Origin of the sequence: Microlunatus aurantiacus (assembly GCF_039536605.1) — a bacterium.
In the GTDB taxonomy this organism is placed as follows: domain Bacteria; phylum Actinomycetota; class Actinomycetes; order Propionibacteriales; family Propionibacteriaceae; genus Microlunatus; species Microlunatus aurantiacus.
Genome location: NZ_BAAAYX010000005.1, coordinates 103,033 through 128,754 on the forward strand (window position 1 = coordinate 103,033; position 25,722 = coordinate 128,754).

Consider the following 25,722-nt stretch of genomic DNA (forward strand, 5'->3'; position numbering starts at 1 on the left):
TCTGCGGTGGTCTCATCATCCGACCCCCGCCGGCTACAGCTACGGAGACGTCGTGGAGCGTGAGTTCGGGGGCACTGCCTTCGGAACCTACCGGGTGGAGCGACCGCTCGGATCGGCCACCACGAAGCGCGCTCAGGTGCGGGCGATCCTCGAGCAGCTGATCGACGCCGAGCTCAGCCCGGGGGACGCGATCCCCTCGGAGCGGGTGCTCGTGGTCCGGCTCGGCGTCAGCCGGGTGACCATCCGGCAGGCCATCGCCGACCTGGTCGACGCCGGCGTGCTCGAGCGCGTGCACGGCAAGGGGACCTACGTCACCGGCCCGCAGATCGACTCCCGGCTGCACCTCACCTCGTTCTCCCGGGAGATGCGCGACCGCGGTCTGATGCCGGCCACCGTGGTGCTGTCGGCGAGCGAGGAGGCGGCCGACGACGACGTGTCGTACGCGTTGCGGATCCGTCCGGGCCGCCCGGTGATCCGGGTCGAACGGCTCCGCACGGCCGACGGGACCCCGATGGCGTACGAGGTCGGCTACTACCCCTCCAGCCTGTTCCCCGGTCTGCTCCAGCGGGAGCTCGGCGCCCTCTACGACGTGTTCGCCAGCGAGTACGGCGTGGTGGTGACCAGCGGCGAGCAGACGGTGCGGGCCGAGGCCGCCGACGCGCAGCAGGCGCGGGTGCTGGGCACCACCAAGCGGGCGCCGCTGCTGGTGCAGGAGCGGGTGACGTACGCGGGGGAGCGGGCGATCGAGCTGTCCACCTCCTGGTACCGGGCCGACCGCTACCGGATCCACATGGCCATCACCCCGCGCGGCGCCCGCGAGAACTGACGACCCCGGCGTCGGTGAGACTGCCCGGACCATGGATGTCCTGTTCACCCTGTTCTCCTCGCTGGTGCCGTCGGCGGTCACCGTCGCGGCCGTGGTCGTCCTGGTCCTGGTGCTGAAGGACGCCGACCGTCCGCCGGTCCAGATGCTGCTCCGCGCTCCCGACGGTGGTTGGCGTCCGCTGGGCGGTCCGGGGCTGCCGGGGGTCTACTGGCACGTGCTGCTCGGCCAGCAGGGTGACCCGTTCGCCCGCCGTTTCGGCACCCTGTGCCTGCGCGACGGCCACGCGTGGTTCGCCGCCGACCACCCGGAACCGGTCCGGGAGTGGCGGCCCGAGCACCTCGGCCCGATCGCCGGCTGCTTCGTGCTGCGCCGGCCCCTGTTCAGCCTGCACCGCGGCGACGTCGACTGGTGGATCGGCCCGCACCGGCTGCGGGTGGTGGTCGGACGGACCCGGATCAACCGGTGGATCGACAACGACCTCAAGGACTTGGCCTCGCGCCGGGAGGCGCATACCTTCGTGTCCATGCTGATGGCCAACGGGGCGCGCCCCGGTCCGCCTCCCGTCCTGCCGGAGCTGCGATGAGCTCCGAGCTCGACGACCGCGTCCCGCGGTCCCGGCCGACGGCGGCCGTCCCCGTCGATCAGCGGGGGGTCCGACCCTGGTTCACGAGCGGGTCGCCGTACGAGGAGCTGGGTCTGCCCTACGACCCGACCGCACCGCAGCAGCGGGTGGCCAAGCGCCGGAAGCGGTTCGTCTCGCGGGTGATCAGCCTGGTCCTCACCCTCGCGATCATGGTCGGCCTCTACCTGTGGCAGCGCGAGCAGTTCGCCTCGTCCGCCCCGTGGGTGCTCTACGGGATCGTCGTCGGTGTCTCCCTGGTCTTCCTCCTGGTCGCGTTCCTCGCCTGGCGCCAGGCGAAGAAGATCCTGGCGGGTCTGGGTCAGGGACTCGCCCTGCGGCTGGGGCGGCCGGGCGTGGAGATCGCCGGGGCCTACGTGTCCTGGGACGACCTCCAGGGTCTGGCCGTCACCAAGGGCAAGCTCGGTCACGGCCCCCAGCTCACGGTCACCCGCACCGACGGCTACTCGCTCTCGGTGCCGCTGGACCAGCTCGACGTGTACCCCGCCACCCTCGACAGCACCGCACGGGCGTACTCGGGCGGTCGGTTCGGTGTCGATCTCACCGCGCTGGAGAACTGAGCCCGGCTCCGCGCGGGTCGGTAGACCATCGCCCGCGGTGGTCGTACGCCCGCAGACCCGCTCGGCACCCCCGGGTCCTTGCTGCAAGACTGACCCTTGCCGGCCCGGCGCCGGCGGTTCGTTTCCCGCGCAGAAAAGAGTGACGCATGCCCATCGCAACTCCCGAGGTCTACGCCGAGATGATCGACAAGGCGAAGCAGGGCCACTTCGCCTACCCCGCGATCAACGTCAGCTCCTCGCAGACCCTGAACGCGGCACTGCAGGGCTTCGCCGAGGCCGGCTCCGACGGCATCGTGCAGGTGTCCACCGGCGGCGCGGAGTACGCGTCCGGCCCCACGATCAAGAACATGATCTCCGGCAGCGTCGCGCTGGCGGAGTACGCGCACGAGGTGGCCAAGAACTACGGCGTCACCATCGCCCTGCACACCGACCACTGCCCGAAGCCCAAGCTGGACGGCTTCGTCCGGCCGCTGCTGGCCATCTCCACCGAGCGGGTCAAGAACGGTCAGAACCCGCTGTTCCAGTCCCACATGTGGGACGGCTCGGCCGTGCCGGTGGAGGAGAACCTGGCGATCGCCGACGAGCTGCTGGCCCTGACCAGCGCCGCGAAGATCATCCTGGAGATCGAGGTGGGTGTCGTCGGTGGTGAGGAGGACGGCGTCAGCAACGAGATCAACGACAAGCTCTACACCACCGTCGAGGACGGGCTGCGGACCATCGAGGTCCTCGGGTCCGGCGAGAAGGGCCGCTACATCACCGCCCTCACCTTCGGCAACGTGCACGGTGTCTACAAGCCGGGTGCGGTCAAGCTGCGTCCCGAGGTGCTCAAGGAGATCCAGGAGCAGGTGGGCGCCAAGATCGGCAAGGAGAACCCGTTCGACCTGGTCTTCCACGGCGGCTCGGGCTCGACGCTGGAGGAGATCCGCGCCGCGGTCGACTACGGCGTGATCAAGATGAACATCGACACCGACACCCAGTACGCGTTCAGCCGTCCGGCCGCCGGTCACTTCTTCACCAACTACGACGGTGTGCTGAAGGTCGACGGCGAGGTCGGCAACAAGAAGGCGTACGACCCGCGCGCCTGGGGCAAGGCCGCCGAGGCCGGCATGGCCGCGCGCATCGTCGAGGCCTGCGAGCACCTGCGCAGCGCCGGCACGTCGCTGAGCGCCTGATCGCCCCAGACGCTTCGATCCCGCTCCCACCCCGTGGGAGCGGGCAGACTGGCCCCGTGACCACAGCAACCAGTCGTGAGGAGCTCACGGGGCCGGTCCCGATCAGCCGCGTCTGGTCGGGGACCAAGGTGCTCGCCGAGGACCTCGCCGGGGAGGACCTCGGCGACGTCCTCGACCTCCACGACGACGCCTCGGCCTGGTGGGTGCTGGACCGGTCCAGCGACTACGCCCGCGACGAGCTGGAGCGGGTCATCGCCGAGTTCGGACTCGACCGGTTCGCCGTGCACGAGCTGCTGGCCGACGACCACCGGGCCAAGTTCGAGGAGATCGGTCAGGCGCGGCTGGTGCTGACCAACGCCGTGTCGCTGGACCGCGAGACCGCCCAGGTGACCGTGCACCCGGTGAGCCTGCTGGTCACCGACCGGGCAGTGGTCTGCCTGGCCGACGTGTGCCCCGAGGTCGACCCCGGCCGCTGGCTGGCGGTGGCCGGCGACCGGCTGGCCAAGGGCGGGAGCGAGGCCGCCCTGCAGATCATCATGATGGCCGTGGTCGACACGTACGCCGGCGTCGCCGACTGGCTGGAGCAGTCCGGGGACGACCTGGCCGACGACCTCTTCGGTGGTCGCCCGCTGTCCAAGGAGCGGCAGCTGTGGGCGTTCCGGTTGCGGACGGGGCTCACCACCCTGCGCCGGGTCACCGCGCCGATGCGCACCGTGATGACCGACCTGCGCGACCGGTTCCAGCAGGCCCCGGTGCCGAAGGGTCGGCGGAAGGACCCGCTGGTCGCCCGTCGGTGGAACCTGATCGCCGAGCACCACGAGCGGGTGGCCGCCGCCGCCGACACGTTGCGCGAGTCCCTGGCGACGGTGCTGGAGACCAGCCTGGCCCTGGCCGACGTGCAGCTGAACGTGATCATGAAGAAGCTGACCGGCTGGGCGGCCATCATCGCCGTCCCCACCCTGATCACCGGCTTCGTCGGGATGAACGTCGGCTTCCCGTTCGACGGGACCACCGTGGGCTTCTGGGTCTACCTGACGATCATGGTGGTCAGCGCGATCGTGCTCTACCTGACCTTCAAGCGACGAGACTGGATCTAGAGGTCCAGGGCGTCGATCGGCCGGAGGGTGTCGAGGCTGACGGACTGGAGGGCCTGATCGGAGAGGACGAAGACGTCGTCGCCGATGACGAACGACCGCTGGGCCGTGCCGCCGTCTGCGGACACCCGCACCTTCCCGAGCTCCTTCAGCCCCTCCTCGCTCGCGCGCAGCAGCACCACGCCGCTGAACGCCCCCCGGCCCCGGTCGTCGCCGTACACGTCGACGGGAGCGATGACCAGATCGCGCGGCTGCCAGGAGAGGAACGCCTTCGGGTCGAACTCGGCGACCGCTGACCCCGCGCCGTAGGTCTGGGTGCCGACGCGGCGCGGTGCCTTCGGGTCGCTGACGTCGAAGACGGAGAACTGCACGCCGGTCACGCCGTCGGGACCGGACTCGGCCCCGCTCTGCCCGACGCCGAGCAGCAGGTTCTCCCCGACCGGGTGCAGGTAGCCCGAGTAGCCGGGGATCTTCAGCTCACCCAGCACCGTGGGAGCAGCCGGATCGCGGAGGTCGAGCACGTACAGCGGATCGGTCTGGCGGAACGTCACCACGTAGCCGCGGTCCTCGATGAAGCGGACGGCCCGGATCGACTCGTTGTCCTTCTTCCCGAGGCCGCCCACCCGACCGAGCTGGCGCAGCGCTCCGTCCCGTTCCTGCAGGGTCGTGACCACGCCCTCGGTCACCTCGCGGGGATTCACCCAGCCGCGCCGTTCGGTGACGGTGGAGGCGACTCTGAGGACACCCTCGTACTCCGACATCGCGTACTGGTTGAGCAGCGTGCCGGGGACGTCGCCGGACCCCCGGTAGCTGCTCATGCCCGACGTCGCGGTGCCGAAGGCGTGCAGGCTCGTGGTCGCGGGTGTCCCGTCGCGGGTCCACGCCGTGGTCGACACGTACGTCGCCGTGCCGGTGGCGTAGATCTGCTCGCCGCCGGCGACCAGCCCCGCCGCGTACCGGGACTGCAGCGCGGAGGTCATGTCGAAGGAGGACAGGGCGACGGTGTCGAGCCCGGAGAACCGGTCGGGCCGGGCCAGGTCGTCGCAGTCCACCAGGTGGCCGCTGGCCACCTGGGCGCCCCTGCCGTCCTGGAGGACGTACGCGGGGATCCAGTCGTCGATCCTCGACGTCGCCACGGCGGCCCGCAGCCTCGCCTCGGACTTCTCGGTCAGCCGTCCACCGGGGGTGAAGTCCGGGGCCGGCACGTCGAGGTCCGGCGACGCCACCGTCACCACCCGCACCTGCGTGCCGACCAGACGGGCGTCGAGCACGGTGCCGTCGACGGTCAGGGTGGCCACGAGCTGCGGATCGCTGAGACGGGAGACGTCGTACATGGTCAGCGCGGCCCGCGCGCCGAACCAGGCCGTGCCGTGGTCGTCGGGCTGGGCCTCGAGATCGCTGAAGACCAGCAGGCGGTCACCGGACAGGAACACGTTCCGCGCGGACGACCCCGGCAGGGTCTCCTCGTGCGTGAGCTCGCCCCGCACCGCGCTGATCAGGTGGACCCGGCCCTGGGCGACGGCGACGATCCGTCGGCCGTCGGTCTTGACGATGTCCGGCTCGTCGACGCCGGCCTCCTGCAGGTTGGTGTCCGAGTGCGCCGGCGCGCTCGCGGACACCTCGGCGCCGGCCGCCGAGGCCGAGTCGGCCTCGGTCGGCATCGGGACCCGCCAGAACGGCCCGCCGCCGGAGTCCGCGCCACCGCCGACGCGGTCGATCAGCTCGTCGGGGGCGTGCTCCCGGAAGTACGCCAGGACGGTGTCGCAGGTCGGGAAGGGCGTCAGGGCCCCGGTCAGCGCGAAGGTCCGGTCCTCCCCGGCCGACCCGTCAGGACCACTGGCCGACCCGCCAGGACCACCGGCCGCCCCGTCGTCGCCGGCACCCGCCCCACCCGTGCCGCCGGCACCCGCCCCACCGGCGCCGCCGGTCGCGACACCATCTCCGCCCAGGGTGACCCCACCGCCGAGCATCGGCACACCGATCGCGACCGCACCGACCAGGACCGCGGCCGCGACCGCCAGGCGGCCGACGGTGCGCGTCGGTGGCCGCTGCGCCCGCCGGAGGCCCTCCTCCTGGTGGGTCGGAAGCTCGGCGAGCTGACGCCGGACGGCATCGGCCGCCGCTCGGGCTCGGGTCTCGAAGTCACTCATCGGGGGTCTCCAGCTGCAGGTGGCGCGCGACGGAGGCGCGCGCTCGGCTCAAGTGGGTCTTCACGGTGCCCTCGCTGCAGTCCAGGACGGCCGCGATGTCGCGCACGCTGCAGTCCTCGAAGTAGTAGAGCGCTACCGCTTGTGCTTGCCGTGCCGGCAGCCGACGAACCGCCCGCCAGAACTCGGCGTCGCCGGTCTCGAGCTCGACCGAGCCCGGGGTCCGTCGGGCCAGCCGCACCAGGGCCTTCGCCTCGACGAGGCGACGGCGCCGCACCGAGGCGCTGCGGTTGCAGGCGACGCGGCGGACCCAGGCGCCCGGTGAGTCGCACGCAGCCACGCGACGCCACTGCCGGAACGCGGCCGTGAAGGCGTCCTGGGTCACGTCCTCGGCCACCGCCAGGTCCCCGGTGAGCACGTACGCCAGGCCCAGCACCTTCCGCTGCTCGTGGCGGTAGAAGTCCTCGAACGACAGCGCCTCGGCCTCCGTGGCCGGACCGGGGACGACGGCGAGCACCGGCCGTCCCGGTACGGAAGGCGAGGCGTTGCCCACGATCGCTGCTCCTTGGCTGTCCATCACCGAGTCACTCGCTCCAGGCGGCTCCCCGGTTGACACGGCGAGGGGATCTTCTCTGACGGGCTCGTTCCTGGAGGGCTGGAGGCTGAGCAGGTGGTGACGCAGAGGTGGGTGACAGCCGCGTGGGCCGGCTCGATGGATCGTCATGATCGCCCGCTCGGCGGATCGGGTCAATCGGCGACGCGCTCTACCGCACCGGTCACGGCTCGGGGGCGCAGCGACTGCCCGGAAGGGCAGCCGACGCTGCCCGGGTCGCCAGGTCGGTGGCCCTACCCGACGCACCCGGTCGGCGCGCATGCTGGCGGGGGAGCTCGAACCGAGGAGAGTCGTGGCGGAGACGATGCGGGCCACCCGGGTTGAGGACACCGCGAACGGTCGTGCCACCGCGAAGGTGCCGCCCACCCTGCCGGCCGGGCCGGGCGGGCTGAACGGCTACGTCCTCGCGCTGCAGGGAGCGGCCGGGAACGCCGCGGTCCAGCGTCTGCTGGCCCCCACGCCGAGAGCACCCGGTGCCGACCCGGCGTCGGAGGGCCGGGGAGCGCCGCCGGAGCAGGACGAACCCAGGTCCGCCCCGCAGGCCGATGCCGGCGACACCGTGGCCATCACCCTTCCGGATCCCGTCGCCGAGCACGAAGCCGCGATCGACCACGACACCGCGCTGTCGATCAACGCTGTACGGGTCGCGTCGCACGGGAACCGTGCCCAGCTCGCCGCCGACCAGACACAGGTCATCGGCGGCGTCGACGCCGGGTTCGGCGGCGCTGTCGCACGAGCGGGCTCAGCCGTCGGGGGCGCCATCGCTCGGGTGGGGTCGTGGCTGCGGGGCACAGCCGGGTCCGCTGTTCGCTCCGTGACCGACGTCGCCGCTCGGACCGCCGGGATGGCGGCCGGCGCCGCCGGTCAGGTGCGGGCCGGGGCGGCGGCCGCGCGGAACCTCGTCGAGTCCACGGTGGGCGGCGTCGCCTCGGGAGTGCTCTCGTTCGCCCGCGGGCTGCCGATCCCCGACCTGCCCGGCGTCGGCCGGGTGCGGTCGTGGATCCTGGGTGCGGCCGAGCGTGTCGCCGGAAAGGTCCGCTCCACGATCGGGCAGGTCACGGGGTTCATCGCCTCGATCGTGGGCGAGACCGCCGGGTTGGTGGAACGGACCGCACGAGCGGCCCAAGCGGTGGTCCGGCGGATCGGCGATGCGCTGCGAGCGATGATCGATCGCGGGATCGCGGCGATCACCACCGCCCTGAGGCGGGTCACCGAGTCCGTGACCGGGGCACTGCGGTCCGGCTGGGCCGCGGCGAAGTCGGCTGCCCGCGACCTGTTCGGGACCTCGGCCGGCCACCTCGCGGCCACCGAGCGGCTGGCCGTCGAGCGCATCGAGGCGAACCGGACGGACGGCCGCGCGAACCTCGACGTGGGGCCCGATCCGGCGACCGACCTCGAGGAGGTGGCTCTGGTCCGTGCCGAGAACGCGGCCACGGTGCAGGAGGCCCGCCGCGTCCAGAGCGGGGTGGTCGCCGCCACACGGGCCTCGGCCGGTGAGTACCTCGGTCGGATCCGGGCGGGGATCGCCACGATCGCCCAACGGCTCCTGCAGATCGGCGCGGAGGTCGTCGCCCGAGCCCGGGAGGCCGTGACGGCCGTGGTCCGCCAGGCTCTCGAGCTGGTCCGTGGCTACGCCTCGCGGGTCGCCGGTGCCCTGCGGGACATCGCCTCGACGGTGCTCGGTCTCATCCGGGCCCCCGTCACCGCTCTCGGGAACGTCGCACGATCTGTCGTCGAGGGGGCGCGGTCGCTGCTGCGATCGGTCGTCGGCCGGATCCGCCAGCTCGTGACGGGTGGTTCGATCGGGAGCGACGACGCGGCGGTCACCTCCCCGCTGCAGGACTTCACGGCCTCGCGACTGCGCTCGGCCGCCCAGATGGCCTCGCCGCCCGCCGCCGCGGCGGCCATCGCCATCCCCGTCATCATCGGGGTCGAGCTCGCGGTCATCCTCTGGTGGCTCGGGATCGCGCTGCTGGTGGTCGCCGTCATCGTGATGCTGTACCTGCTGATCCGCGAGCTGGTGAGGGCGCGGCCGCGGCCGATCCCCCGCGATCGCCCGCGGGAGCGGGCCCGGCGCCGGCGGAAGCGGGGCGCGAAGCCGTTCCGCTGGAACCTGCGGTTCCTCGGCGGGATCCTGGACTGGAACGGCCGGCTCGACCGCGGTCCGCAGCCCATCCACGGGCACCACTCCTGGCCCAAGTACGTCGGCGGTGCGCCCGAGCAGCCGTTGATGCAGGTGCGCCACGACATCCACCTGCACGTCATCCACCCGGAGCTGCACGCCGCGATGGCCACGTTCGCGGCGTCGAAGGGCTTCCCGATCGTGGAGAACGCCTTCGCGACCGCGTTCATCGCCCACCTGCGCACCAACCCCGGTGACAAGGCGACCTTCGTCGGGGTGATGACCGCGTACTACCTGCTGCTGCACAGCCAGACCGATCCCGGCATCCCGCCCACGGCCTACGGATCCGGCATCGCCTACTCGGCTGCCAGACTGCGGTGATCGTGGCGTACCGGACGAGGCTGTCGTGAAGCGGATCTGGACCGTGGCAGCCGGCCGCAACGGGCAGTCGGACGCGGAGTGGGGGGAGGTCGGCGTCGCGGCCAGGACGGTGGCCGGCGCGCACGCGGTGACGCAGGTGGGCGAGATCATGTGGCTCGTCGACACGGACTCGGCCACGGCCGACGCCACGGCCGCGGCCCTGGCCCCCTTCGGCGCGGACCTCATCCGCTCGGCCCGCACCGTCTACGAGGAGCGTGACTACGCGGAGGCGGACCTGATCGGAGTGACCGGGATCGACCTCAGCCTCGACCCGCCGTTCGTCCGCAACGCCGCCCGGGCCTACCGCGTCGATCCTCCCTGCCCGGTCTGCGGGCACCACGACGCGTTCGACAGGACGCCTCGCCGACCCGTACGCATCGACGAGGCGATGCTCGACGAGCCGGCCCCGGACGGGTCACGTCCGGGACCGTACGGCTGGGAGCTGGTCAACCTCCCCGACGGTGCCCTCATGATGTCCCTGCGGCTGGTCGCGCTCTTCCGCGACGCCGGGATCGCGGGCGTGGTCACCGAACCGGTGCAGGGTGCGCGCGGCACCTCGACCCGGATGGCCGTGCTGCGAGCGACGGTCGACGTGCTGATGCCCTGTCCGCGCCACACCCAGATCGACGGGCCCCCGTCGTGTCCGGCCTGCGGGACGACGCACGGCAGCGTCGACGGATCGACGTGGCTCCCGGGATCGGCCGTCGGCGGTGCGGAGATCGTCTCGCGCCACCCGCACCGGCGGGCGATGATCGCCGTCAGCCCCCGCGCCTACCGACTCCTCGAGGGTGTGTCCGGGACACGGCGGGGAGAACCGCTCCGGGTCTGCAACGACTGAGCGCTCGTTCCCGCCGACGCCCACGGAAGTCGCTCCCGACTGGGCCCGCAGCGGCGCGACACACCGCTCAGGCACCCGATCGGGGAGAGTTCTCCGCACCTTCCCGCTGCGGCCACCCACGGCGCGGACTCAGACCTCGAGCACGCCGTCCACCCGGCGCGGCACGCCGAGCGGGTTGCTCTCGTGCAGCTCCGGCGGCAGGGCCGCCTCGGGGGCGTCCTGGAAGGTGAGGGGCCGCAGGAAGCGGCGGATGGCCGTTGCTCCGACCGAGGTGTGCACCGACGTGGTGGCCGGCCACGGGCCACCGTGGTGCTGGGACCAGGTGACCGCGACACCTGTCGGCCAGCCTCCGAACAGCAGCCGACCCACCCGGGGGGCGAGCAGCGCGGTGAGGTCGCGGACGTCCTCACCCTCGGCGGCGTGGATGGTGCCGGTCAGGCTGCCTTCGACCGTGGCCAGGGCCGCGGCCAGCTCGTCGGCGGAGGCGTACGACACGAGCAGGGTGACGGGTCCGAAGCACTCGGCGAGCAGGGCCTCCGGGTCGTCGACCACGGCGGCCGCCGTGGTGGCGAGCACCAACGGTTCCGGAGCGTCGGCGTCAGCGGCCGAGCGGGCGCCGGCGACCACCGCCACGGCGTCGTGCTCGGCCAGCGCCCCGAGCCCCTGGCCGAAGCCGGTGGCGATCCGCTGGTTCAGCAGCGGAGCGGCCGTGGCCCCGCCCATCGAGGCGGCCACCAGCTGCTCGAACCCCGCACCGGCGGGCACGAACACCACGCCGGGCTTGGTGCAGAACTGCCCGGCCCCCAGGGTGAAGGAGCCGACCAGGCCCGTCGCCAGCGCGGCGCCGTCCTCGCTGACCGCGTCGGCCGTCACCACGACCGGGTTGATGCTGCCCAGCTCGGCGTAGAACGGGACCGGCGCGGGCCGCCCGCTGGCCAGGTCGAACAGGGCGCGGCCACCGGTCAGCGACCCGGTGAAGGCGCCGGCGGTGATGGCCGGCTCCTGGATGAGCACGCGGCCGGCTTCGGTGCCCTCGATCAGCCCGAAGATGCCGTCCGGGGCGCCGGCCCCGGCCAGCGCGGCGGAGACCGCCGCGGCGGTCCGGCGGGACAGCTCCGGGTGGCCGGAGTGCGCCTTGACCACGACCGGGCAGCCAGCCGCCAGGGCGGACGCGGTGTCGCCCCCGGCGACCGAGAAGGCGAACGGGAAGTTGCTGGCGGAGTAGACGGCCACCGGGCCGGTCGGCACCAGCAGGCGGCGCAGCTCCGGCTGCGGCGGCGTGGCGTCCGGGCGCGCGTGGTCGATGATGACCTCGAGATAGCCCCCGTCGCGGAGCACGGCGGCGAACAGCCGCAGCTGGCCCGTGGTCCGGCCCACCTCACCGGTCAGCCGGGCCTCGGGCAGGTGGGACTCGGCCACCGCGACCGGGACCAGCTCGGCCTTGGCGGCGTCGAGAGCGTCGGCCACCGCCTCGAGCCACCGGGCCCGCTCCTCGCGGGAGGCCGCGGCGACCGCCGGGGCTGCGGACGCCGCGGCGGCGGCCGCCTGGGGAGCGGTCAGGACGGCGGTCGGGGCGGGGGTGAGCGTGTCGGTCAACGTGTCTCCTCGGGTCGGCCCGGAGGGTGCCGGGCGAGCTCGTACGGTCTCGGGCGTGCGGGGTGCTACTGGCTTTCGGTGGCTGCTCGGGTCGAGGCGGGCTGGCCGGCGAAGGCGAACCCCAGCCCGGGTCGCTCCTCCACCACCAGGTCGCCGCCCTCCCGGCGGACGGGGGTCGGTGCGGTCACGAAGCCGAGGGGTTCCCAGCCCGCGTCCTCGACCTCCTCCACCCAGACCGTACCCGGGAGGGTCGCGGCGAGCTGGGCGGACAGGTCGGGCAGCAGGTGCGGAGCCAGTCCGCGGGAGCTGGATCGGGCCAGCTGGGCGATCCGCAGGAACGGGGTGATGCCGCCCACCCGGACGATGTTGGGCTGCAGGATGTCGATGGCCTCGGCGGCGACGAACTCGCGGTAACGGTAGAGCGTGTGGATGTTCTCCCCGCAGGCCAGCGGCACCTCGATCCGGCGGCGCAGGGTGGCGTAGCCGGGCAGGTCGTCGGCCCGCAACGGCTCCTCGATCCACCGCAGGTCGAAGCGGGACAGCGCCCGGATCGCCCGCTCGGCCGTCGGCAGGTCCCAGCGCTGGTTGGCGTCCACGGCCAGCCAACGCTGCGGCCCGAGGACCTCGCGGACCGCGGCCACCCGCTCCAGGTCGCGGTCCAGGTCGGGACTGCCGACCTTCATCTTGGCCCCGCGGTAGCCCGCGGCGACCCAGCGCTCGGCCTGGTCCACCAGCTCGTCGAGGGAGTAGTGCAGGTTCACCCCGCTGCCGTACGCGGGCAGTCGGTCGGTGCGGCGGCCGATCAGCCCGGCCACCGAGGTGCCGGCGGTCCGCGCCCGCAGGTCCCACAGGGCCAGGTCCAGACCGGCCAGGGCGATGGTGGTCACCCCGGCGCCACCGGCCTCGTGCAGGTGCGCCCAGGCGTCGTCCCAGATCAGCTCGGGATGCGCCGGGCGGCCGACGGCGAACGCGGTGAGGTCGTGGTCGAGCAGGGCCTGCACCGCGTGCGGGCCGATGGTCGGAGTCCAGCTGAAGCCGACCCCGGTGGCGCCGCCGGCGTCCACCTCGACGACCACGAGGTGCAGCTCGGGCACGTCCGCCCCCCACGGACGCAGCAGCGGGCGGGTGAGCAGCCGGGTGCGGACCGCCTCGATCGGTGGCACGGTCACGGGACCGGGACCCCCGCACCACCCGAGCCGTCAGCGTCAGTGGTCGTCGGGGCGACCGCTGACGCTGACACGTCGGCAGGGGCGAGCGCCAGCTCGGTCCGCCAGCTGCGGGTCGGTCGCCAACCCAGCTCCGAGGCGGCCCTGGCGATCGAGAACGCGGGGCTGTCGCCGGTCAGGCCGGCAGCCAGGTCCTCGGTGCCGGGGAAGAACCGCGGGATGAGCTCGGCCAGCGGCTTGGTGGCCAGGGCGTCCGCGGCGCCGACGAAGAACGTCTGCCCGTTCTCCAGCTCGGGCGCACCGGCCAGCCAGGTGTCGACGAAGTCGGCGGCGTCCCGGGCGTCGACGTAGTTGAACAGCGAGACCGCGGCGAGGGCCGGATCGGCCAACCGCTCGGCGACGGTGTGACCCTGCTGGGTCGGGGCTCCCGCCCACTCCTCCGGCGACAGCACGAAGCAGGGCCGGAAGCTGCCGACGGCGACCGCCGGTCCCTGCTGGGCCGCGAACATCGCCACCAGGTGCTCGATGGCGGCCTTGGAGGCGGCGTACGCGTTCCACGGCCGCAGCGGGTGCTGCTCGTCGATCGGCAGGTACGCCGGTCGCCACCCCGTCGGGGCGCCGTAGCCGAGCGGGGTGGGGCTGGACGACGCGAGCACGCGGCTCGCGCCGTGGGTCACCGCCGACTGCAGGACGTGGAAGGCGATCGAGGTGTTCGTGTCCCAGATGACCGGCTCCGGGGCGCTGAACGGGGTGGCGATGGCGGCCAGGTGCACGACGGCCTCGGGCCGGAGCCGGGCGAAGACGGCATCGGTCGCCCCGGCGTCGGTGAGGTCGACCGACACCTGCTCGGCGGCCGGCAGACCCGCCAGCTCGGCGCGGTCCACGGAGATCACCTCGTGGCCGTGACCGACCAGGCCGGTGACCACGCTGGCGCCCAACCGGCCGGCACCTCCGGTGACGAGGACCTTCACGACCGCGCACCTCCGGTGACGAGGACCTTCACGACCGCGCACCTCCGGTGACGAGGACCTTCATGACCGCGCACCTCCGGTGACGAGGACCTTCATGACCGCGCACCTCCGGTGACGAGGACCTTCATGACCGTGCCCCGGGTGAGGTCACCGGCTCGGTCGCGTCGGTGCCGACCACGCCGGCGGCGGCGGCCTCACTCAGCGGGAGCCCGAACTCGGCGGTCTCCACCGCGCGACGCTCGGCCAGGCTGAGGTTGCCCGCCACCCCGACGATCACGCTGCGGATGCCGTCCAGGTAGCCGGCCGTCCGGCCGAGCGGGTCGTCAGCCACGCCGCGGAACAGGTCGTCCAGCAGCATCGCGTCGCCGCCGCCGTGGCCGCCCTCGCCGACGGGGATCTCGATCTCCTGCGCGGTCTCCCAGTGCCGCTGCAGCAGCACCCGCTCGCCGACCGGGCGGACCTCGTCGGACCCGGCCGCGTCGTGCACCGCCGACGGGTCGACCACGACCCCCTTCTTCTCGTTGGCCGACGCCAGGTGACCGCGCTCGACCACGTCCAGCTCGATCCGGCCCTCAGTCCCGTTGAAGGCGACGCGGTAGCCCTCCCACGGTCCGAAGGCGCTCAGCGAGTAGGACATGGTGGCGCCGCGGGCGTAGTCGACGATCAGGTTGAGGCTGTCCTCGACGGTGATGCTGTCGTTGAAGACGTCCAGGTCGCGCTGGTAGCCGTCCGCGGACTCGGCGTCGAGGTAGAGACCCTTGAGCAGCGGGTCGGCGGCCAGGTCCAGCCGGAACGGGTCGTTCGGGTCGTTGTCCCGGCTCAGCGGGGTGCGCTCGCCGAGGCCGCGGGCGTCGGCGTTGGTCCGGCCGTAGAACTTCAGCCCGCCGCTGGCGTAGACGCGGGTCGGCACGTCGGCCAGCCACCAGTTGACCAGGTCGAAGTGGTGGGTGCTCTTGTGCACCAGCAGCCCGCCGGAGACGTCCTTGCGGCGGTGCCAGCGGCGGAAGTAGTCGGCGCCGTGGGCGGTGTCGAGCAGCCACTCGAAGTGCACCGAGGTGACGTCGCCGATCGCTCCCTCGGCGATCAGGCGACGGACCACGGAGTTGCGGGGGGAGTAGCGGTAGTTGAACGTGACGGTCAGGTCGCCCGGCGAGGCGTGCACCGCGTCCACGATCGAGCGCAGTCGCTGGTCGTCGATCGTCATCGGCTTCTCGGTGATCACGTCGAGCCCGTGCTCCAGCGCGGCGGTCACGTAGATGTCGTGGGTGGCGTCGGGCGAGGTGACGATCAGCGCGTCCGGGCGGGTCTCCTCGAACAGGCGCGTCAGGTGCTCGGGGGCGTAGGTGGGCACCTCGGCCAGACCGTAGCTGTCCTGGTAGTACGCCATCCGGACCGGGTTGGGATCGCAGAGAGCCACCAGCTCACCCACGTCGGCGTGGGTTCCGGTGAGGGCCCCCACGTACATCCGGGCCCGGGAGCCGGTGCCCACGATCGCGTAGCGTCGACGCTGGTCGACCATCTGTGCTCCTCCATGAGTAATCGGTTTCTCGCGGTTTCAGCGTAGGCGCCGGCTGCTGGGAGCGCAAGCCTTTGCGTGATGCGGGAACCGGCCTCGACTTCGCGTGCGCCGGCGGCTAGGGTCGGCGACAGACCGACGGGAAATGGTTTCTCAGAGTGGTCGGCGAGGAGAGACCTGTGGGACGTCGACCCAGCCGCGACCGCGCGACCATCGGTGACGTCGCCACCGAGGCCAAGGTGTCCCGGGCCACCGTGTCGCGGGTGATGAACGGGCTCGCCACTGTCGACCCCGCCATCGCGGAGCGGGTGCGCGCGACAGCTGTCGCGCTCGACTACCGGCCCAACCAGGTGGCGCGGAGCCTGGCCCTCGGCCGGACTCAGACCATCGGGTACGTGGTGCCCGATCTGACCAACCCCTCCTTCCACTCCGGGCTGCGCGGACTGAGTCGTGCGGCGGCCGAGCAGGGCTACCGGGTGCTCGTGGCCGACAGCGCCGAGCACGCCGACGAGGAGCCGGGGCTGGCGCTGGACACGCGGCGGCGCTGCGACGCGGTGGTGCTGGTGGCGCCCCGGATGTCGGAGTCCGACCTCGCCCGGCTGCTGCCCGACCTGCAGCCGGCGGTGCTGCTCAACCGCGTGGTGGCGGGCGCCGGGCTGCCGCAGCTCGATGTCGACTGGGCGTCGGGCATCCGGGATCTCGTGCGTCACCTCTCGGGGCTGGGTCACCGCCGGATCGCCTACCTGCAAGGACCCGTGGCCAGTCGCTCGAACACCGCCCGGGAGCTCGCCCTGGCGGCGGCGACCGGCGTCGAGGTGATCAAGATCAGGTGCGGGGCCATGTTCCCCGACGGGCACGCCGCGGCCGGCCAGGTGCTCGACTCCGGTGTCAGCGCGGTGATCGCCTTCAACGACGTGGTCGCCCTGGGGCTGCTCGGGGCGCTGCACGAGCTCGGCACCGACGTCCCCGGCGCGCTCTCGGTGGTCGGCTTCGACGACATCCCGTTCGCTGCCTACACCTGGCCGCCGCTGACCACCGCCTGGGTGCCGCAGGAGGAGATGGGCCGGCTGGCCTGGCAGCGGCTGTCGGCCCTGCTCACCCCGGGCCACCCCGTCGTCGACGACGCACCGGTGCTGCTGCGCCCGCGGCTGGTGGTGCGGGGCAGCACGGGGCGTGCGCCCCTCCGGGTCTGACGTGACAACGAGCCAGAAACCGTTTACGCTCCTCACGCAAGCGTTTACGTCCGCCGCTCGACGTCGAGGAGCCTCATGACGACCGCCACCGAGTCGGCCGATCGGGCCGCCGCCCCGGGCCCGCGTCACGACCTCGCGGCCCAGCGGGCCGACCGCGCCGCCAAGCGCGAGCGCCTGCTCGACCTGCTCGCCCGTCACGGCGCTGACCGCCTGGTGCTGACCTCGGCCACCGCCTTGGGCTGGTATCTCGACGGGGCCCGGAGCCACGTGAGCCTGGCGGCGCCTCCCATCATCGCCGCGGTGGTGGACGCGTCCGGCGACACGGTGCTGGCCACCGACAACGAGGTGGACCGGCTGATCGGCGAGGAGCTGCCGCCCGGGGTCGACGTCCGGGTCGTGGCCTGGGACCAGCCGCTGCCCCTGCCGGCAGGTCCCGGCATCCTCACCGAGGACGACGTGACCACCGAGCTGCGCCGTCTCCGGGTGCCGCTGCTGCCGGTCGAGACGGCACGCTTCGCTGCGCTGGGGGCCGAGACCGCTGCCGTGCTGACGGGGGTGCTGCAACGCGCCCGACCGCAGCAGCGCGAGCTCGACGTGGCCGCCGAGGTCTCCGCCGAGCTCATCCGCCGCGGAGCCGAGCCGCTGGTGGTGCTGGTCGGTGGTGGCTCGCGCACCGGGGTGCGCCACCCGCTGCCCACCGCCGCCCCGCTCGGACGCCGCGCGCTGGTGGTGGTGTGCGCCCGCCGGCAGGGCCTGATCGTCAACGTCAGCCGCAGTGTCGTCTTCACCCCACCGACCGCCGTCGAGGAGGACGCCCAGCGCCGGATCCTCGCGGTGGAGGCGGCCTACTTCGACGCGCTCGTGCCCGGCGCCACCCTGGCCGCCGCCTTCCGGGCCGGCTGCCAGGCGTACGGCAGCCACGGCTTCGACCCCGACGAGTGGCGCCGCCACCACCAGGGCGGGGTCGCTGGTTACGCCGGCCGGGACCCGCGGGCCACCGGCCTCACCGACGACCCGATCCGGGTGGGCCAGGCCTTCGCCTGGAACCCCACCGGGGACGGGGCCAAGGTGGAGGACACCGTGCTGCTGACCGAGCAGGGTCTGGCGGTCCTCACCGTCGACCCGGCGTGGCCGACGATCGCGTACGGGGGTCGGCAACGTCCGGACCTGCTGCGGCGGTACCTCGATGCGCCGAGCGCGGCGAGCCCCACGGCCTCGGCACGGGGAGTCCGACCGTGAGCCGCCTCCGGGTCACCGTGTGGTCGGAGAACCACCACGAACGCCACGAGCCGGCCATCGCCGCGCTCTACCCCCGCGGCATCCACGGGGCCATCGCCGCGGCCCTCTCGGTCGACCGCGGGCTCGAGGTCCGCACGGCCACCCAGGACGAGCCGGAGCAGGGACTGGGCGGTGGGCTGCTGGAGAGCACCGACGTGCTGCTGTGGTGGGGTCACAAGGTGCAGGGTGACGTCGCGGACGCCCACGCCGAGACCGTCCGCCGCCGGGTGAGCGAGGGGATGGGCTTCGTGGCCCTGCACTCCGCTCTCAACTCCAAGCCGTTCCGCGCCGTGATCGGCACCACCGGTCGCAGCTTCGGGTTCCGGCACGGTGGCCGCGAGCTGGTCTGGACCGCCACCGCCGGCCACCCGATCGTCCAGGGCATCCCGCACCCGGTGATCGTGCCGGACTCGGAGATGTACTGCGAGCCGTTCGACGTCGACCAGGTCGAGGAGACGGTCTTCATCTCCGCCTTCGACGGCGGCGAGGTGTTCCGGTCCGGGCTGACCTTCCGGCGCGGACGCGGCAAGGTCTTCTACTTCGGTCCCGGACACGAGGAGTACCCGATCTACCACGACGCGACGATCCAGCAGATCCTGCGCAACGCGACCCGGTGGGCGGCCCCCGAGCCCCGGCCGACGCTCGTCGTCCCGACCGCCCCGCGCGACCGGGACAAGCCGGTCGGCTGGTTCGCCGGGAGCCCGTCATGAACGCAGGGACCACCCCGCCCGGAGCCGGGACCGCCTCCATCGCCGTGGTCGGCATCCACGGGCACGGGGCGTCGCACGTCCGGAACGCACTCAGCCGGGGTCGGCTGGTGGCGGTGATCGACCCGCGTCCGCCGGCCGAGGGCTCGCCCGCCGACCTCGCCGGCACCCCCTGGTACGCCGACCTGGACAGCTTCCTGGCCAGCGGCACCGGGGTGGACGTGGCGATCCTATGCACCCCGTTGCCCACCCACGCACCGATGACGACGACGCTGCTGCGGGCCGGGGCCGACGTGCTGCTGGAGAAACCGCCGACCACCACCATGGCCGAGTTCACCGACCTGCTCGCGGTCGAGTCCGAGACCGGCCGCATCTGTCAGGTGGGGTTCCAGAGCCTGGGTTCGGCGGCCCTCGCCGCGGTGACCGAGATCGTCGCGCGCGGGGACGTCGGCGAGGTCTCGCACATCGGGGTCGCCGGGACGTGGGTACGGGCGACGTCGTACTTCCGCCGCGCTCCGTGGGCCGGGAAGCGGCTGCTGGACGGTCGGCCGGTCGTCGACGGCGTGACCACCAACCCGCTCGCCCACGCGACGGCGACCGCCCTCCGGTTGGCGGACGCCCGCCGGGTGGCCGACGTGGTCGCGATCGACCTGGAGCTCTACCGGGCCAACGACATCGAGGCCGACGACACCTCCAGCCTGGTGCTCCGTTCCCGCACCGGGCCGACCATCGCGGCCGCGCTGACCCTGTGCGCTCCGGTGAACACCGACCCGTGGGTCGCGGTCTACGGCAGCGCCGGGGTGGTGCGGCTGTTCTACACCCGCGACGAGGTGAGTCTGGAGGTCACCGGCCAGGAGCCGGTGCGGACCAGCTACGAGCGGGTGGACCTGCTGCAGAACCTGCTGGACGCGCGGTCCGGTGCCGGTGCGCTGCTGAATCCCCTGGCCGACAACGGCGCGTTCATGGCGGTGATGGAGGCCGTGCGGCTGGCGCCGGACCCGGCTCTCATCGACGCGACCCAGGTGTCCTGGGAGCCGGTGGACGGAGCCGATCCGGCGGACGTGCACCCCGTGGTGCGCGGGGTGGCCGACGCGGTCCACCGGGTCGCGGCCAGCGGCACGGGGTTCCGTGCCGTGGCCGCTCCCTGGGTCTAGATCTTCTGCGGGACAGACCTTCCGGGACGTGGTCCCGATCGGGCCGGAGTCACCTCGCCGGGTGAACGGCCCCGGGCCGGAGCCGCCCGGTGCCGGATCAGAGGTTGACCGGGCGCAGCACCCGGTCGATGGCGTGGGCGATCTGCTTGTTGCCCTTGTTGATGTCGGCCTTGATCACGTACGGGTTGGCGTCGTCGGGATCGGCGTCGACCAGCTTGATGAACACGTAGCGCACCTTGACCCGCACGGTGCCGCCGGACGCCATCGTCAGGTCCGCGCCGTTGGCCTTGAGGGCCTGCTTGTAGGTGATCGTCGCGCCCGGCACGACGTGGTAGAGCAGCACGGCCTCGACGGTGTCGATGCCGAGTCCGGCGACGGCGGTGAAGACCGACTTCTCGCTGCGGTACGTGGTGCCGGTCAGGTCCTTGACCAGCAGCTGGAAGGCCCGGTCGGTGGGCAGGAAGGCCGTGACCCGCGTCTTGCCGTCGGCCAGCACCTTGACCGCACTGTCCGGCTTGGCCTTGAGCACCGCCTGGACGGCGTTGTCGACGATGTCGAAGTCGTTCCAGCTGCGGTCGAACCCGCTGCCGTCCTTGGCCAGCACGGCGGCCAGGCTGCGGTTCCCCGACGTCGAGCTGTGCGCCGATGCGGTGGGCGCGGCTCCTACGGCCAGGGCCCCCGCGACGAGCAGCGCGGCCCCCATCGTGGCGATGCGGCGAAGCACCATGTCGATCCTCCTTGATCTCGCCGGGCAGGGCCCGGCCGGTGATTGGTCGAGCCTTCTTCCCGGGGATCGGAGCATCCGGATGCGGACCCGGGACCGAGCGCTTTTTACTGGTGGGCAACGTTTTTCGCGGTGCTGCCGGGCGTGGGCTGCCCGCGGGTGCCGAACCCGACGGCGGACCCGTCGGGGACCACTAGGGTGGGCGGGGTGAGCGAACCTGTCACCCACCGCAACCTGCTGGCGGCCGCCGGCGCCGGACCCGCCCCGAGTCTGCTGCCCGTCATCGGGCCGGCTCTCACCGACGGAGCCGGTCACGCCGAGCTGGTCGCCGCGGTGGTGGCCGAGCCGGCCGGCAGCCGGGCCTGGGCCCAGCTGGCCGAGGAGGCCCTGGCCGTGGGGACGTCGGAGGGAGACGTGACCGCGTACGCCTACGCCCGCACGGGCTACCACCGTGGACTGGACGCCCTGCGCCGGTCGGGTTGGAAGGGGGCCGGGCCGATCCCGTACGAGCACGAGCCCAACCAGGGCTTCCTGCGCGCGCTCTGGTCGTTGGCCCGGGCGGCCCAGCGGATCGGTGACCTGGTGGAGTACGAGCGCTGCGCGCAGTTCCTCCGTGATTCCACCGAATCCGGCTACCGGGCCCTGACCAGCGCCTTCCCGCTAGAGTGAGGCAGTAAGAGTCCCCGCGGCACCGCTGCCCGGGGACTTCACTGCTGAGAGAAGGCGGCGATCACATGCCGGGCATTGTGGTGGTAGGAGCCCAGTGGGGCGACGAGGGCAAGGGCAAGGCCACCGACGAGCTGGGTGACCGGGTCGACTACTGCGTCCGCTACTCCGGCGGCAACAACGCCGGTCACACGGTGGTCGTGGCCGGTGAACGCTACGCCCTGCACCTGCTGCCGTCCGGGGTGCTGAACGCCAACTGCACGCCGGTGATCGGCAACGGGGTGGTGGTCGACCTCGACGTGCTCTTCAGCGAGATCGACGGTCTGGCCGCCCGCGGCGTGGACACGTCCTCGCTCCTGGTGTCGGCCAACGCCCACATCATCGCGTCGTACCACCAGACCATCGACAAGGTCACCGAACGCTTCCTGGGCAAGGCCAGGATCGGGACCACCGGACGCGGCGTCGGACCGGCCTACTCCGACAAGGTCAACCGGATCGGGCTGCGCATCCAGGACCTCTTCGACGCCTCGATCCTGCGGCAGAAGGTCGAGGCCTCGCTGGACCAGAAGAACCACCTGCTGGTGAAGGTCTACAACCGGGCCGCCCTCGATCCGGTCCAGGTCACCGAGCACCTGCTGTCCCACGCCGAGCGGATCGCGCCGCATGTGGCCGACGTCAGCCGGGTGCTGAACACCGCCCTGGACGCCGACAAGGTGGTCCTGTTCGAGGGGGCGCAGGCCCACCACCTCGACGTGGACCACGGCACCTACCCGTACGTGACCTCCTCCAACCCGATCGCCGGCGGGGCCTGCGTCGGGGCCGGGGTCGGTCCGACCCGGATCGACCGGGTGATCGGCATCGCCAAGGCGTACACCACCCGGGTGGGTGAGGGACCGATGCCGACCGAGCTGTTCGACGACGACGGCGAGAAGCTGCGGGAGATCGGGGCCGAGTTCGGCACCACCACCGGCCGCAAGCGGCGCTGCGGCTGGTTCGACGCCCTGGTCGTGGAGGCGGCGGCGCAGGGCAACGGGTTCACCGACATCTTCTTGACCAAGCTGGACGTGCTGACCGGGTGGGAGCAGATCCCGGTCTGCGTGGCCTACGACGTCAACGGCGAGCGCTTCGACACGCTGCCGGTCAACCAGTCCGACTTCCACCACGCGACCCCGGTCTACGAGCACCTCGACGGCTGGACCGAGGACATCACCGGCTGCCGCTCGTTCGAGGACCTGCCCAAGAACACCCGCCGCTACGTGGAGCGGTTGGAGGAGCTGTGCGGGGCCCGGATCTCCGGCATCGGGGTCGGCCCGAGCCGCGAGCAGTCGATCGTGATCAACCAGCTGATCTGAGCCGCGTGGAGCGTGCGTCCCCAGCCTGACCTGACACGAGTTAGGTTAGGCTGGCGGCATGCCGCGCAAAGCCACCTCCCAGGACGTCGCCGATCTGGCGGGCGTCTCCCGCAGCGCCGTCTCGCTGGTCCTGAACGGACGCGGGGCCGGCAACATCGCCGCCGACAAGCAGGCGCTGATCGTCGCGGCGGCGCAGCAGCTGAACTACACCCCGAACACGGTGGCCCTGAGCCTGCGCAGCCGGCGGAGCTCCACCATCGGGGTGGTGACCGACGCCATCGCCACCAGCGCGTTCGGCGGGCAGCTGCTCGAGGGGGCCGCCGACGTGGCCGTGGCCGAGGGCTACCTGCTCCTCGTGATCGACACCCAGAACGACCTCGGCCGGGAGCGCCGGGCGTACGAGACCCTGCAGAACCGGCAGGTCGACGGCTTCCTGTTCGCGGCCATGAGCCTGCGGGCGTACGACGTCCCGACGGCCCTGCGCAGCGCCACCTGCGCGCTGGCCAACTGCTTCGATCCCGCCGACAGCGCGCCGGCCTTCATCCCCGACGAGGTGGCCGGCAGCCGGGCGGTCACCCAGCACCTGATCGACCGGGGTCACCGGGACATCGTGATGCTCACCGGGACGAGCGACGTCGTCGCCTCCGGGTTGCGCGAGCAGGGCTTCGCCGAGGCGGTCGCCATGGCCGGGCTGCAGGTCCCCGGCCCGGTCACCGCGGGCTGGGAGATCGACAAGGGCTACGCCGCCGCGATGCACGTGCTGAGCGGCGACCGCCCACCGACCGCGATCGTCTGCGCCAACGACCGGTCCGCCGTCGGCGTGGTCCTCGCCGCGGCGCACCTGGGGCTGTCGGTGCCGGGCGAGCTCTCGGTCGTGGGCTACGACGACGACGAGAACGTGGCGCCCTGTCTGGTGCCGGCGCTGACCACCGTGCGGCTGCCGCACCGCGAGATGGGGGAGCGGGCGATGCGGGTGGTGCTGGACCGGGTTCTGGACGACACGCCGGCGTCCGCGGTCAGCGAGACCCGGCCGGCGCTCCGGACCTTGCTGGACTGCCCGCTGGTCATCCGGGAGTCGGTCGCGCCCCCGTCGCGTTGACCCGCGCTCCGGGTCCGCGCTGCCGGCAGGGTCAGCGGGGCTCCGTCAGCCAAGAGACCGCGCGGAGCAGCAGGGCACGGTGGCCGGGGCTGTCGTACGAGCGCTCGTCGTGTCCCAGTCCGTCGTAGACCACGCGACCCGGTCCCTGCCGGCGTGCCCAGATCAGCGGGTGGACCACGCCGTCGTGCCGGTGATCGCCGACCACCGTGACGTCCTGGCCCACCTCCAGGTAGCAGTAGCGCTCGTCCAGCACCTCGAGGTCGGAGTCGTCGCCGGCCACCGGGTGCGCCGTCGGGTGCAGGTCGATCCGGGCGAGGTCGAGGGGCGGGTGCATGGTCGTGCCCCGGACCCAGTGCCCGCCGAGGATCTCCGGCCAGCGGGGCATGGTGGTGAACGAGGTGGCACTCACGTGCACCCCGAGCAGACCGCCACCTCCGGCCAGGTGGGCGAGCAGCGCCTGCTGGAGCTCGATCATGATCGGAACCGGCCGGGGCGGGTCGGGGTTGCCGATGTTGATCACCAGCAGCGCGTGTGCCGACGGCGACCGCAGCGTCTCCTCGACCGTCTCCGAGACCTCGACCCGGTGACCCGCCGAGCCGATCAGCTCGGCCAGCCGGGCGGACGTCGCGGCGAAGGGGTGCCAGGGGTCGACGTACGGTCCGGCTCCGCTGATGATCATGACCTCGGCCATGATCATGACCTCGCCCTGATCGCGCTCAACGGGGGCTCACGAGCGGGGCGGGGCGGTCGACTCCCGGACCACCAGCTGCGCCGGGATCATCTTGCGGCGGGGACGGGTGGCCTGCGGGCGGGTGGTGAGCAGCAGCGCCTCGCGACCGAGCTCGCTGAGCGGGAACGCCGCGGTGGTCAGCGACGGTGAGATCAGCTCGGCCACGGGCACGTCGTCGACCCCGGTCACCGAGATCGTGCCGGGCACGTCGACCCCGGCCCGCCGAAGCCCGGTCAGCACCGAGATGGCCATCGCGTCGCTGAGGGCCATCACCGCCGTGGCCCGCGGCTCGCCGTCCAGGGCGCCGAGCGCGGCCCGGCCGGCGTCGTGCCCGGTGAAGTCGGTCTCCACGACCGTGACCCGGGCGCCCGCGGCGGCCAGCACCTTGACCGCCTCGCCCTGCCGGTCCTCGACAGTGGTCAGGCTCGGCAGCCCCGAGATGACCACCACGTCGCGGTGGCCGAGCTCGACCAGGTGCCGGGCCACCTGCCCGGCGGCGCCCCGGTTGTCGGGCTGCACGGCGTCGACGCCGAGGAAGTGGCGCCCGATCACGGCGGCCCGGCCGCCGCCGGCTTCGTAGCGGGCGAGCAGCTCCTTGGCCTGCAGCTCCCGCTGCGGGTCGGTGTAGCCGGAGCCGGCGATGATGATGGCCCGGGCGCGCTGGGCGACCAGGCTGCGGATCTGCTTCAGCTCACGGTGGGGATCCCGGGTCGAGTGCCCGATCTGCACGGTCAGATCGGCGTCCTCGGCCGCGCGGACCACGCCCGCGGCGATCTCCGTGAAGTACGGGTCGTCGATCTGGTTGAGGATCAGGCCGACGATGGTGGTGCTCCCACCGGCCAGCGTGCGGGCGTAGGAGTTGGTGACGTAGCCCAGGTCCTCGGCGATGCCGCGCACCTTCTCGGCCACGGTGTCACTCACCCCGCCCAGTCCTCGCAGCGAGCGGGAGGCGGTGGCGATCGACACCCCTGCGGCGGCGGCGACCTCGGACAGCCGGACGGCTGCGGGCGGACCTGCCACGGCTGCCTCCTCACCGGACGAAAGACCCTCTTGTCCTCTGGGGTCACCGTAGCGTACGCTGTCGCAAACGGTTAACGTAAGCGTTTGCGTTCTCAGTCGGGTGTTCGTCGGATGAAGG

Annotated in this window: 23 protein-coding genes; 14 read left to right on the forward strand and 9 right to left on the reverse strand. The window is 72.7% G+C overall.

Features of this window, described 5'->3' with window-relative positions; translation table 11 throughout:
• The first annotated feature begins 52 nt into the window (after positions 1–52).
• From ABD714_RS10950 to ABD714_RS10970, 5 genes are all read left to right on the forward strand, one after another.
• Positions 53–826 (forward strand): GntR family transcriptional regulator, encoded by a 774-nt coding sequence (locus tag ABD714_RS10950; protein WP_344812372.1) that lies wholly within the window; start codon positions 53–55, stop codon positions 824–826.
• 31 nt (positions 827–857) lie between these two features.
• Positions 858–1,409, forward strand: coding sequence for a hypothetical protein (locus ABD714_RS10955; protein ID WP_344812373.1), 552 nt, complete (start codon positions 858–860; stop codon positions 1,407–1,409).
• Entirely contained in the window at positions 1,406–2,026 is a 621-nt protein-coding gene (locus ABD714_RS10960) for a hypothetical protein (protein WP_344812374.1), read from the forward strand. The genes ABD714_RS10955 and ABD714_RS10960 overlap by 4 nt, the downstream gene beginning before the upstream one ends.
• A 146-nt stretch (positions 2,027–2,172) precedes the next feature.
• A complete protein-coding gene (gene fbaA / locus ABD714_RS10965; RefSeq protein WP_344812375.1) occupies positions 2,173–3,198 on the forward strand; it encodes a class II fructose-bisphosphate aldolase in 1,026 nt (341 codons plus the stop codon).
• A 56-nt stretch (positions 3,199–3,254) separates the two neighbouring features.
• A complete protein-coding gene (locus ABD714_RS10970; protein WP_344812376.1) occupies positions 3,255–4,295 on the forward strand; it encodes a magnesium transporter CorA family protein in 1,041 nt (346 codons plus the stop codon).
• Here ABD714_RS10970 and ABD714_RS10975 read toward each other — a convergent pair.
• Both ABD714_RS10975 and ABD714_RS10980 read right to left on the reverse strand, forming a co-directional pair.
• Positions 4,292–6,442 (reverse strand): beta-propeller domain-containing protein, encoded by a 2,151-nt coding sequence (locus ABD714_RS10975; RefSeq protein ID WP_344812377.1) that lies wholly within the window; start codon positions 6,440–6,442, stop codon positions 4,292–4,294. The two genes, ABD714_RS10970 and ABD714_RS10975, sit on opposite strands and share 4 nt — an antisense overlap.
• A complete protein-coding gene (locus ABD714_RS10980; protein WP_344812378.1) occupies positions 6,435–6,992 on the reverse strand; it encodes an RNA polymerase sigma factor in 558 nt (185 codons plus the stop codon). Before ABD714_RS10980 ends, ABD714_RS10975 begins: the two co-directional genes overlap by 8 nt.
• 352 nt (positions 6,993–7,344) lie before the next feature.
• On the opposite strand from ABD714_RS10980, the gene ABD714_RS10985 reads away from it, so the two are divergent.
• Both ABD714_RS10985 and ABD714_RS10990 read left to right on the forward strand, forming a co-directional pair.
• Positions 7,345–9,555, forward strand: a complete 2,211-nt coding sequence (locus tag ABD714_RS10985; protein ID WP_344812380.1) for a hypothetical protein — start codon at positions 7,345–7,347, stop codon at positions 9,553–9,555.
• 25 nt (positions 9,556–9,580) lie between these two features.
• Positions 9,581–10,432 carry a hypothetical protein gene (locus ABD714_RS10990; RefSeq protein ID WP_344812381.1) on the forward strand — a complete coding sequence of 284 codons (852 nt, stop codon included), beginning with the start codon at positions 9,581–9,583 and terminating at the stop codon, positions 10,430–10,432.
• A 129-nt stretch (positions 10,433–10,561) separates the two neighbouring features.
• On the opposite strand, the gene ABD714_RS10995 is transcribed toward ABD714_RS10990, so the two are convergent.
• The 4 genes from ABD714_RS10995 to ABD714_RS11010 all read right to left on the reverse strand — a co-directional run bounded on the left by ABD714_RS10995 (position 10,562) and on the right by ABD714_RS11010 (position 15,684).
• Positions 10,562–12,028, reverse strand: coding sequence for an aldehyde dehydrogenase (NADP(+)) (locus ABD714_RS10995; RefSeq protein ID WP_344812382.1), 1,467 nt, complete (start codon positions 12,026–12,028; stop codon positions 10,562–10,564).
• A gap of 65 nt (positions 12,029–12,093) precedes the next feature.
• Positions 12,094–13,197 (reverse strand): mandelate racemase/muconate lactonizing enzyme family protein, encoded by a 1,104-nt coding sequence (locus ABD714_RS11000; protein WP_344812383.1) that lies wholly within the window; start codon positions 13,195–13,197, stop codon positions 12,094–12,096.
• Complete coding sequence (locus tag ABD714_RS11005) at positions 13,194–14,165, reverse strand: NAD-dependent epimerase/dehydratase family protein (protein WP_344812384.1); 972 nt, start codon at positions 14,163–14,165, stop codon at positions 13,194–13,196. The genes ABD714_RS11000 and ABD714_RS11005 overlap by 4 nt, the downstream gene beginning before the upstream one ends.
• A gap of 124 nt (positions 14,166–14,289) precedes the next feature.
• On the reverse strand, positions 14,290–15,684 hold the full coding sequence (locus ABD714_RS11010; RefSeq protein WP_344812385.1) for a Gfo/Idh/MocA family protein: 1,395 nt from the start codon (positions 15,682–15,684) through the stop codon (positions 14,290–14,292).
• Positions 15,685–15,860: 176 nt separating this feature from the next.
• Here ABD714_RS11010 and ABD714_RS11015 point away from each other — a divergent pair, with 176 nt between their 5' ends.
• The 4 genes from ABD714_RS11015 (at position 15,861) to ABD714_RS11030 (ending at position 20,013) form a co-directional block, all read left to right on the forward strand.
• Positions 15,861–16,874 (forward strand): LacI family DNA-binding transcriptional regulator, encoded by a 1,014-nt coding sequence (locus ABD714_RS11015; protein ID WP_344812386.1) that lies wholly within the window; start codon positions 15,861–15,863, stop codon positions 16,872–16,874.
• A gap of 75 nt (positions 16,875–16,949) precedes the next feature.
• Positions 16,950–18,113, forward strand: coding sequence for a M24 family metallopeptidase (locus ABD714_RS11020; protein ID WP_344812387.1), 1,164 nt, complete (start codon positions 16,950–16,952; stop codon positions 18,111–18,113).
• Positions 18,110–18,862 carry a ThuA domain-containing protein gene (locus ABD714_RS11025; protein ID WP_344812388.1) on the forward strand — a complete coding sequence of 251 codons (753 nt, stop codon included), beginning with the start codon at positions 18,110–18,112 and terminating at the stop codon, positions 18,860–18,862. Before ABD714_RS11020 ends, ABD714_RS11025 begins: the two co-directional genes overlap by 4 nt.
• Positions 18,859–20,013 carry a Gfo/Idh/MocA family protein gene (locus ABD714_RS11030; protein ID WP_344812390.1) on the forward strand — a complete coding sequence of 385 codons (1,155 nt, stop codon included), beginning with the start codon at positions 18,859–18,861 and terminating at the stop codon, positions 20,011–20,013. Before ABD714_RS11025 ends, ABD714_RS11030 begins: the two co-directional genes overlap by 4 nt.
• Before the next feature lie 97 nt (positions 20,014–20,110).
• On the opposite strand, the gene ABD714_RS11035 is transcribed toward ABD714_RS11030, so the two are convergent.
• Positions 20,111–20,740, reverse strand: a complete 630-nt coding sequence (locus tag ABD714_RS11035) for a fasciclin domain-containing protein (RefSeq protein WP_344812391.1) — start codon at positions 20,738–20,740, stop codon at positions 20,111–20,113.
• 204 nt (positions 20,741–20,944) lie between these two features.
• On the opposite strand from ABD714_RS11035, the gene ABD714_RS11040 reads away from it, so the two are divergent.
• From ABD714_RS11040 to ABD714_RS11050, 3 genes are all read left to right on the forward strand, one after another.
• Positions 20,945–21,406 carry a DUF3151 domain-containing protein gene (locus ABD714_RS11040; RefSeq protein ID WP_425562380.1) on the forward strand — a complete coding sequence of 154 codons (462 nt, stop codon included), beginning with the start codon at positions 20,945–20,947 and terminating at the stop codon, positions 21,404–21,406.
• 65 nt (positions 21,407–21,471) lie between these two features.
• Positions 21,472–22,755 carry an adenylosuccinate synthase gene (locus ABD714_RS11045; protein WP_344812392.1) on the forward strand — a complete coding sequence of 428 codons (1,284 nt, stop codon included), beginning with the start codon at positions 21,472–21,474 and terminating at the stop codon, positions 22,753–22,755.
• A 58-nt stretch (positions 22,756–22,813) separates the two neighbouring features.
• Positions 22,814–23,854 carry a LacI family DNA-binding transcriptional regulator gene (locus ABD714_RS11050; RefSeq protein ID WP_344812393.1) on the forward strand — a complete coding sequence of 347 codons (1,041 nt, stop codon included), beginning with the start codon at positions 22,814–22,816 and terminating at the stop codon, positions 23,852–23,854.
• Between the two features lie 31 nt (positions 23,855–23,885).
• Here the strand turns inward: ABD714_RS11050 and ABD714_RS11055 are convergent, their stop codons facing one another.
• Together ABD714_RS11055 and ABD714_RS11060 are read right to left on the reverse strand one after the other, a co-directional pair.
• A complete protein-coding gene (locus ABD714_RS11055) occupies positions 23,886–24,551 on the reverse strand; it encodes a ThuA domain-containing protein (RefSeq protein ID WP_344812396.1) in 666 nt (221 codons plus the stop codon).
• A gap of 30 nt (positions 24,552–24,581) precedes the next feature.
• On the reverse strand, positions 24,582–25,604 hold the full coding sequence (locus ABD714_RS11060) for a LacI family DNA-binding transcriptional regulator (protein ID WP_344812398.1): 1,023 nt from the start codon (positions 25,602–25,604) through the stop codon (positions 24,582–24,584).
• Positions 25,605–25,722 lie beyond the last annotated feature (118 nt).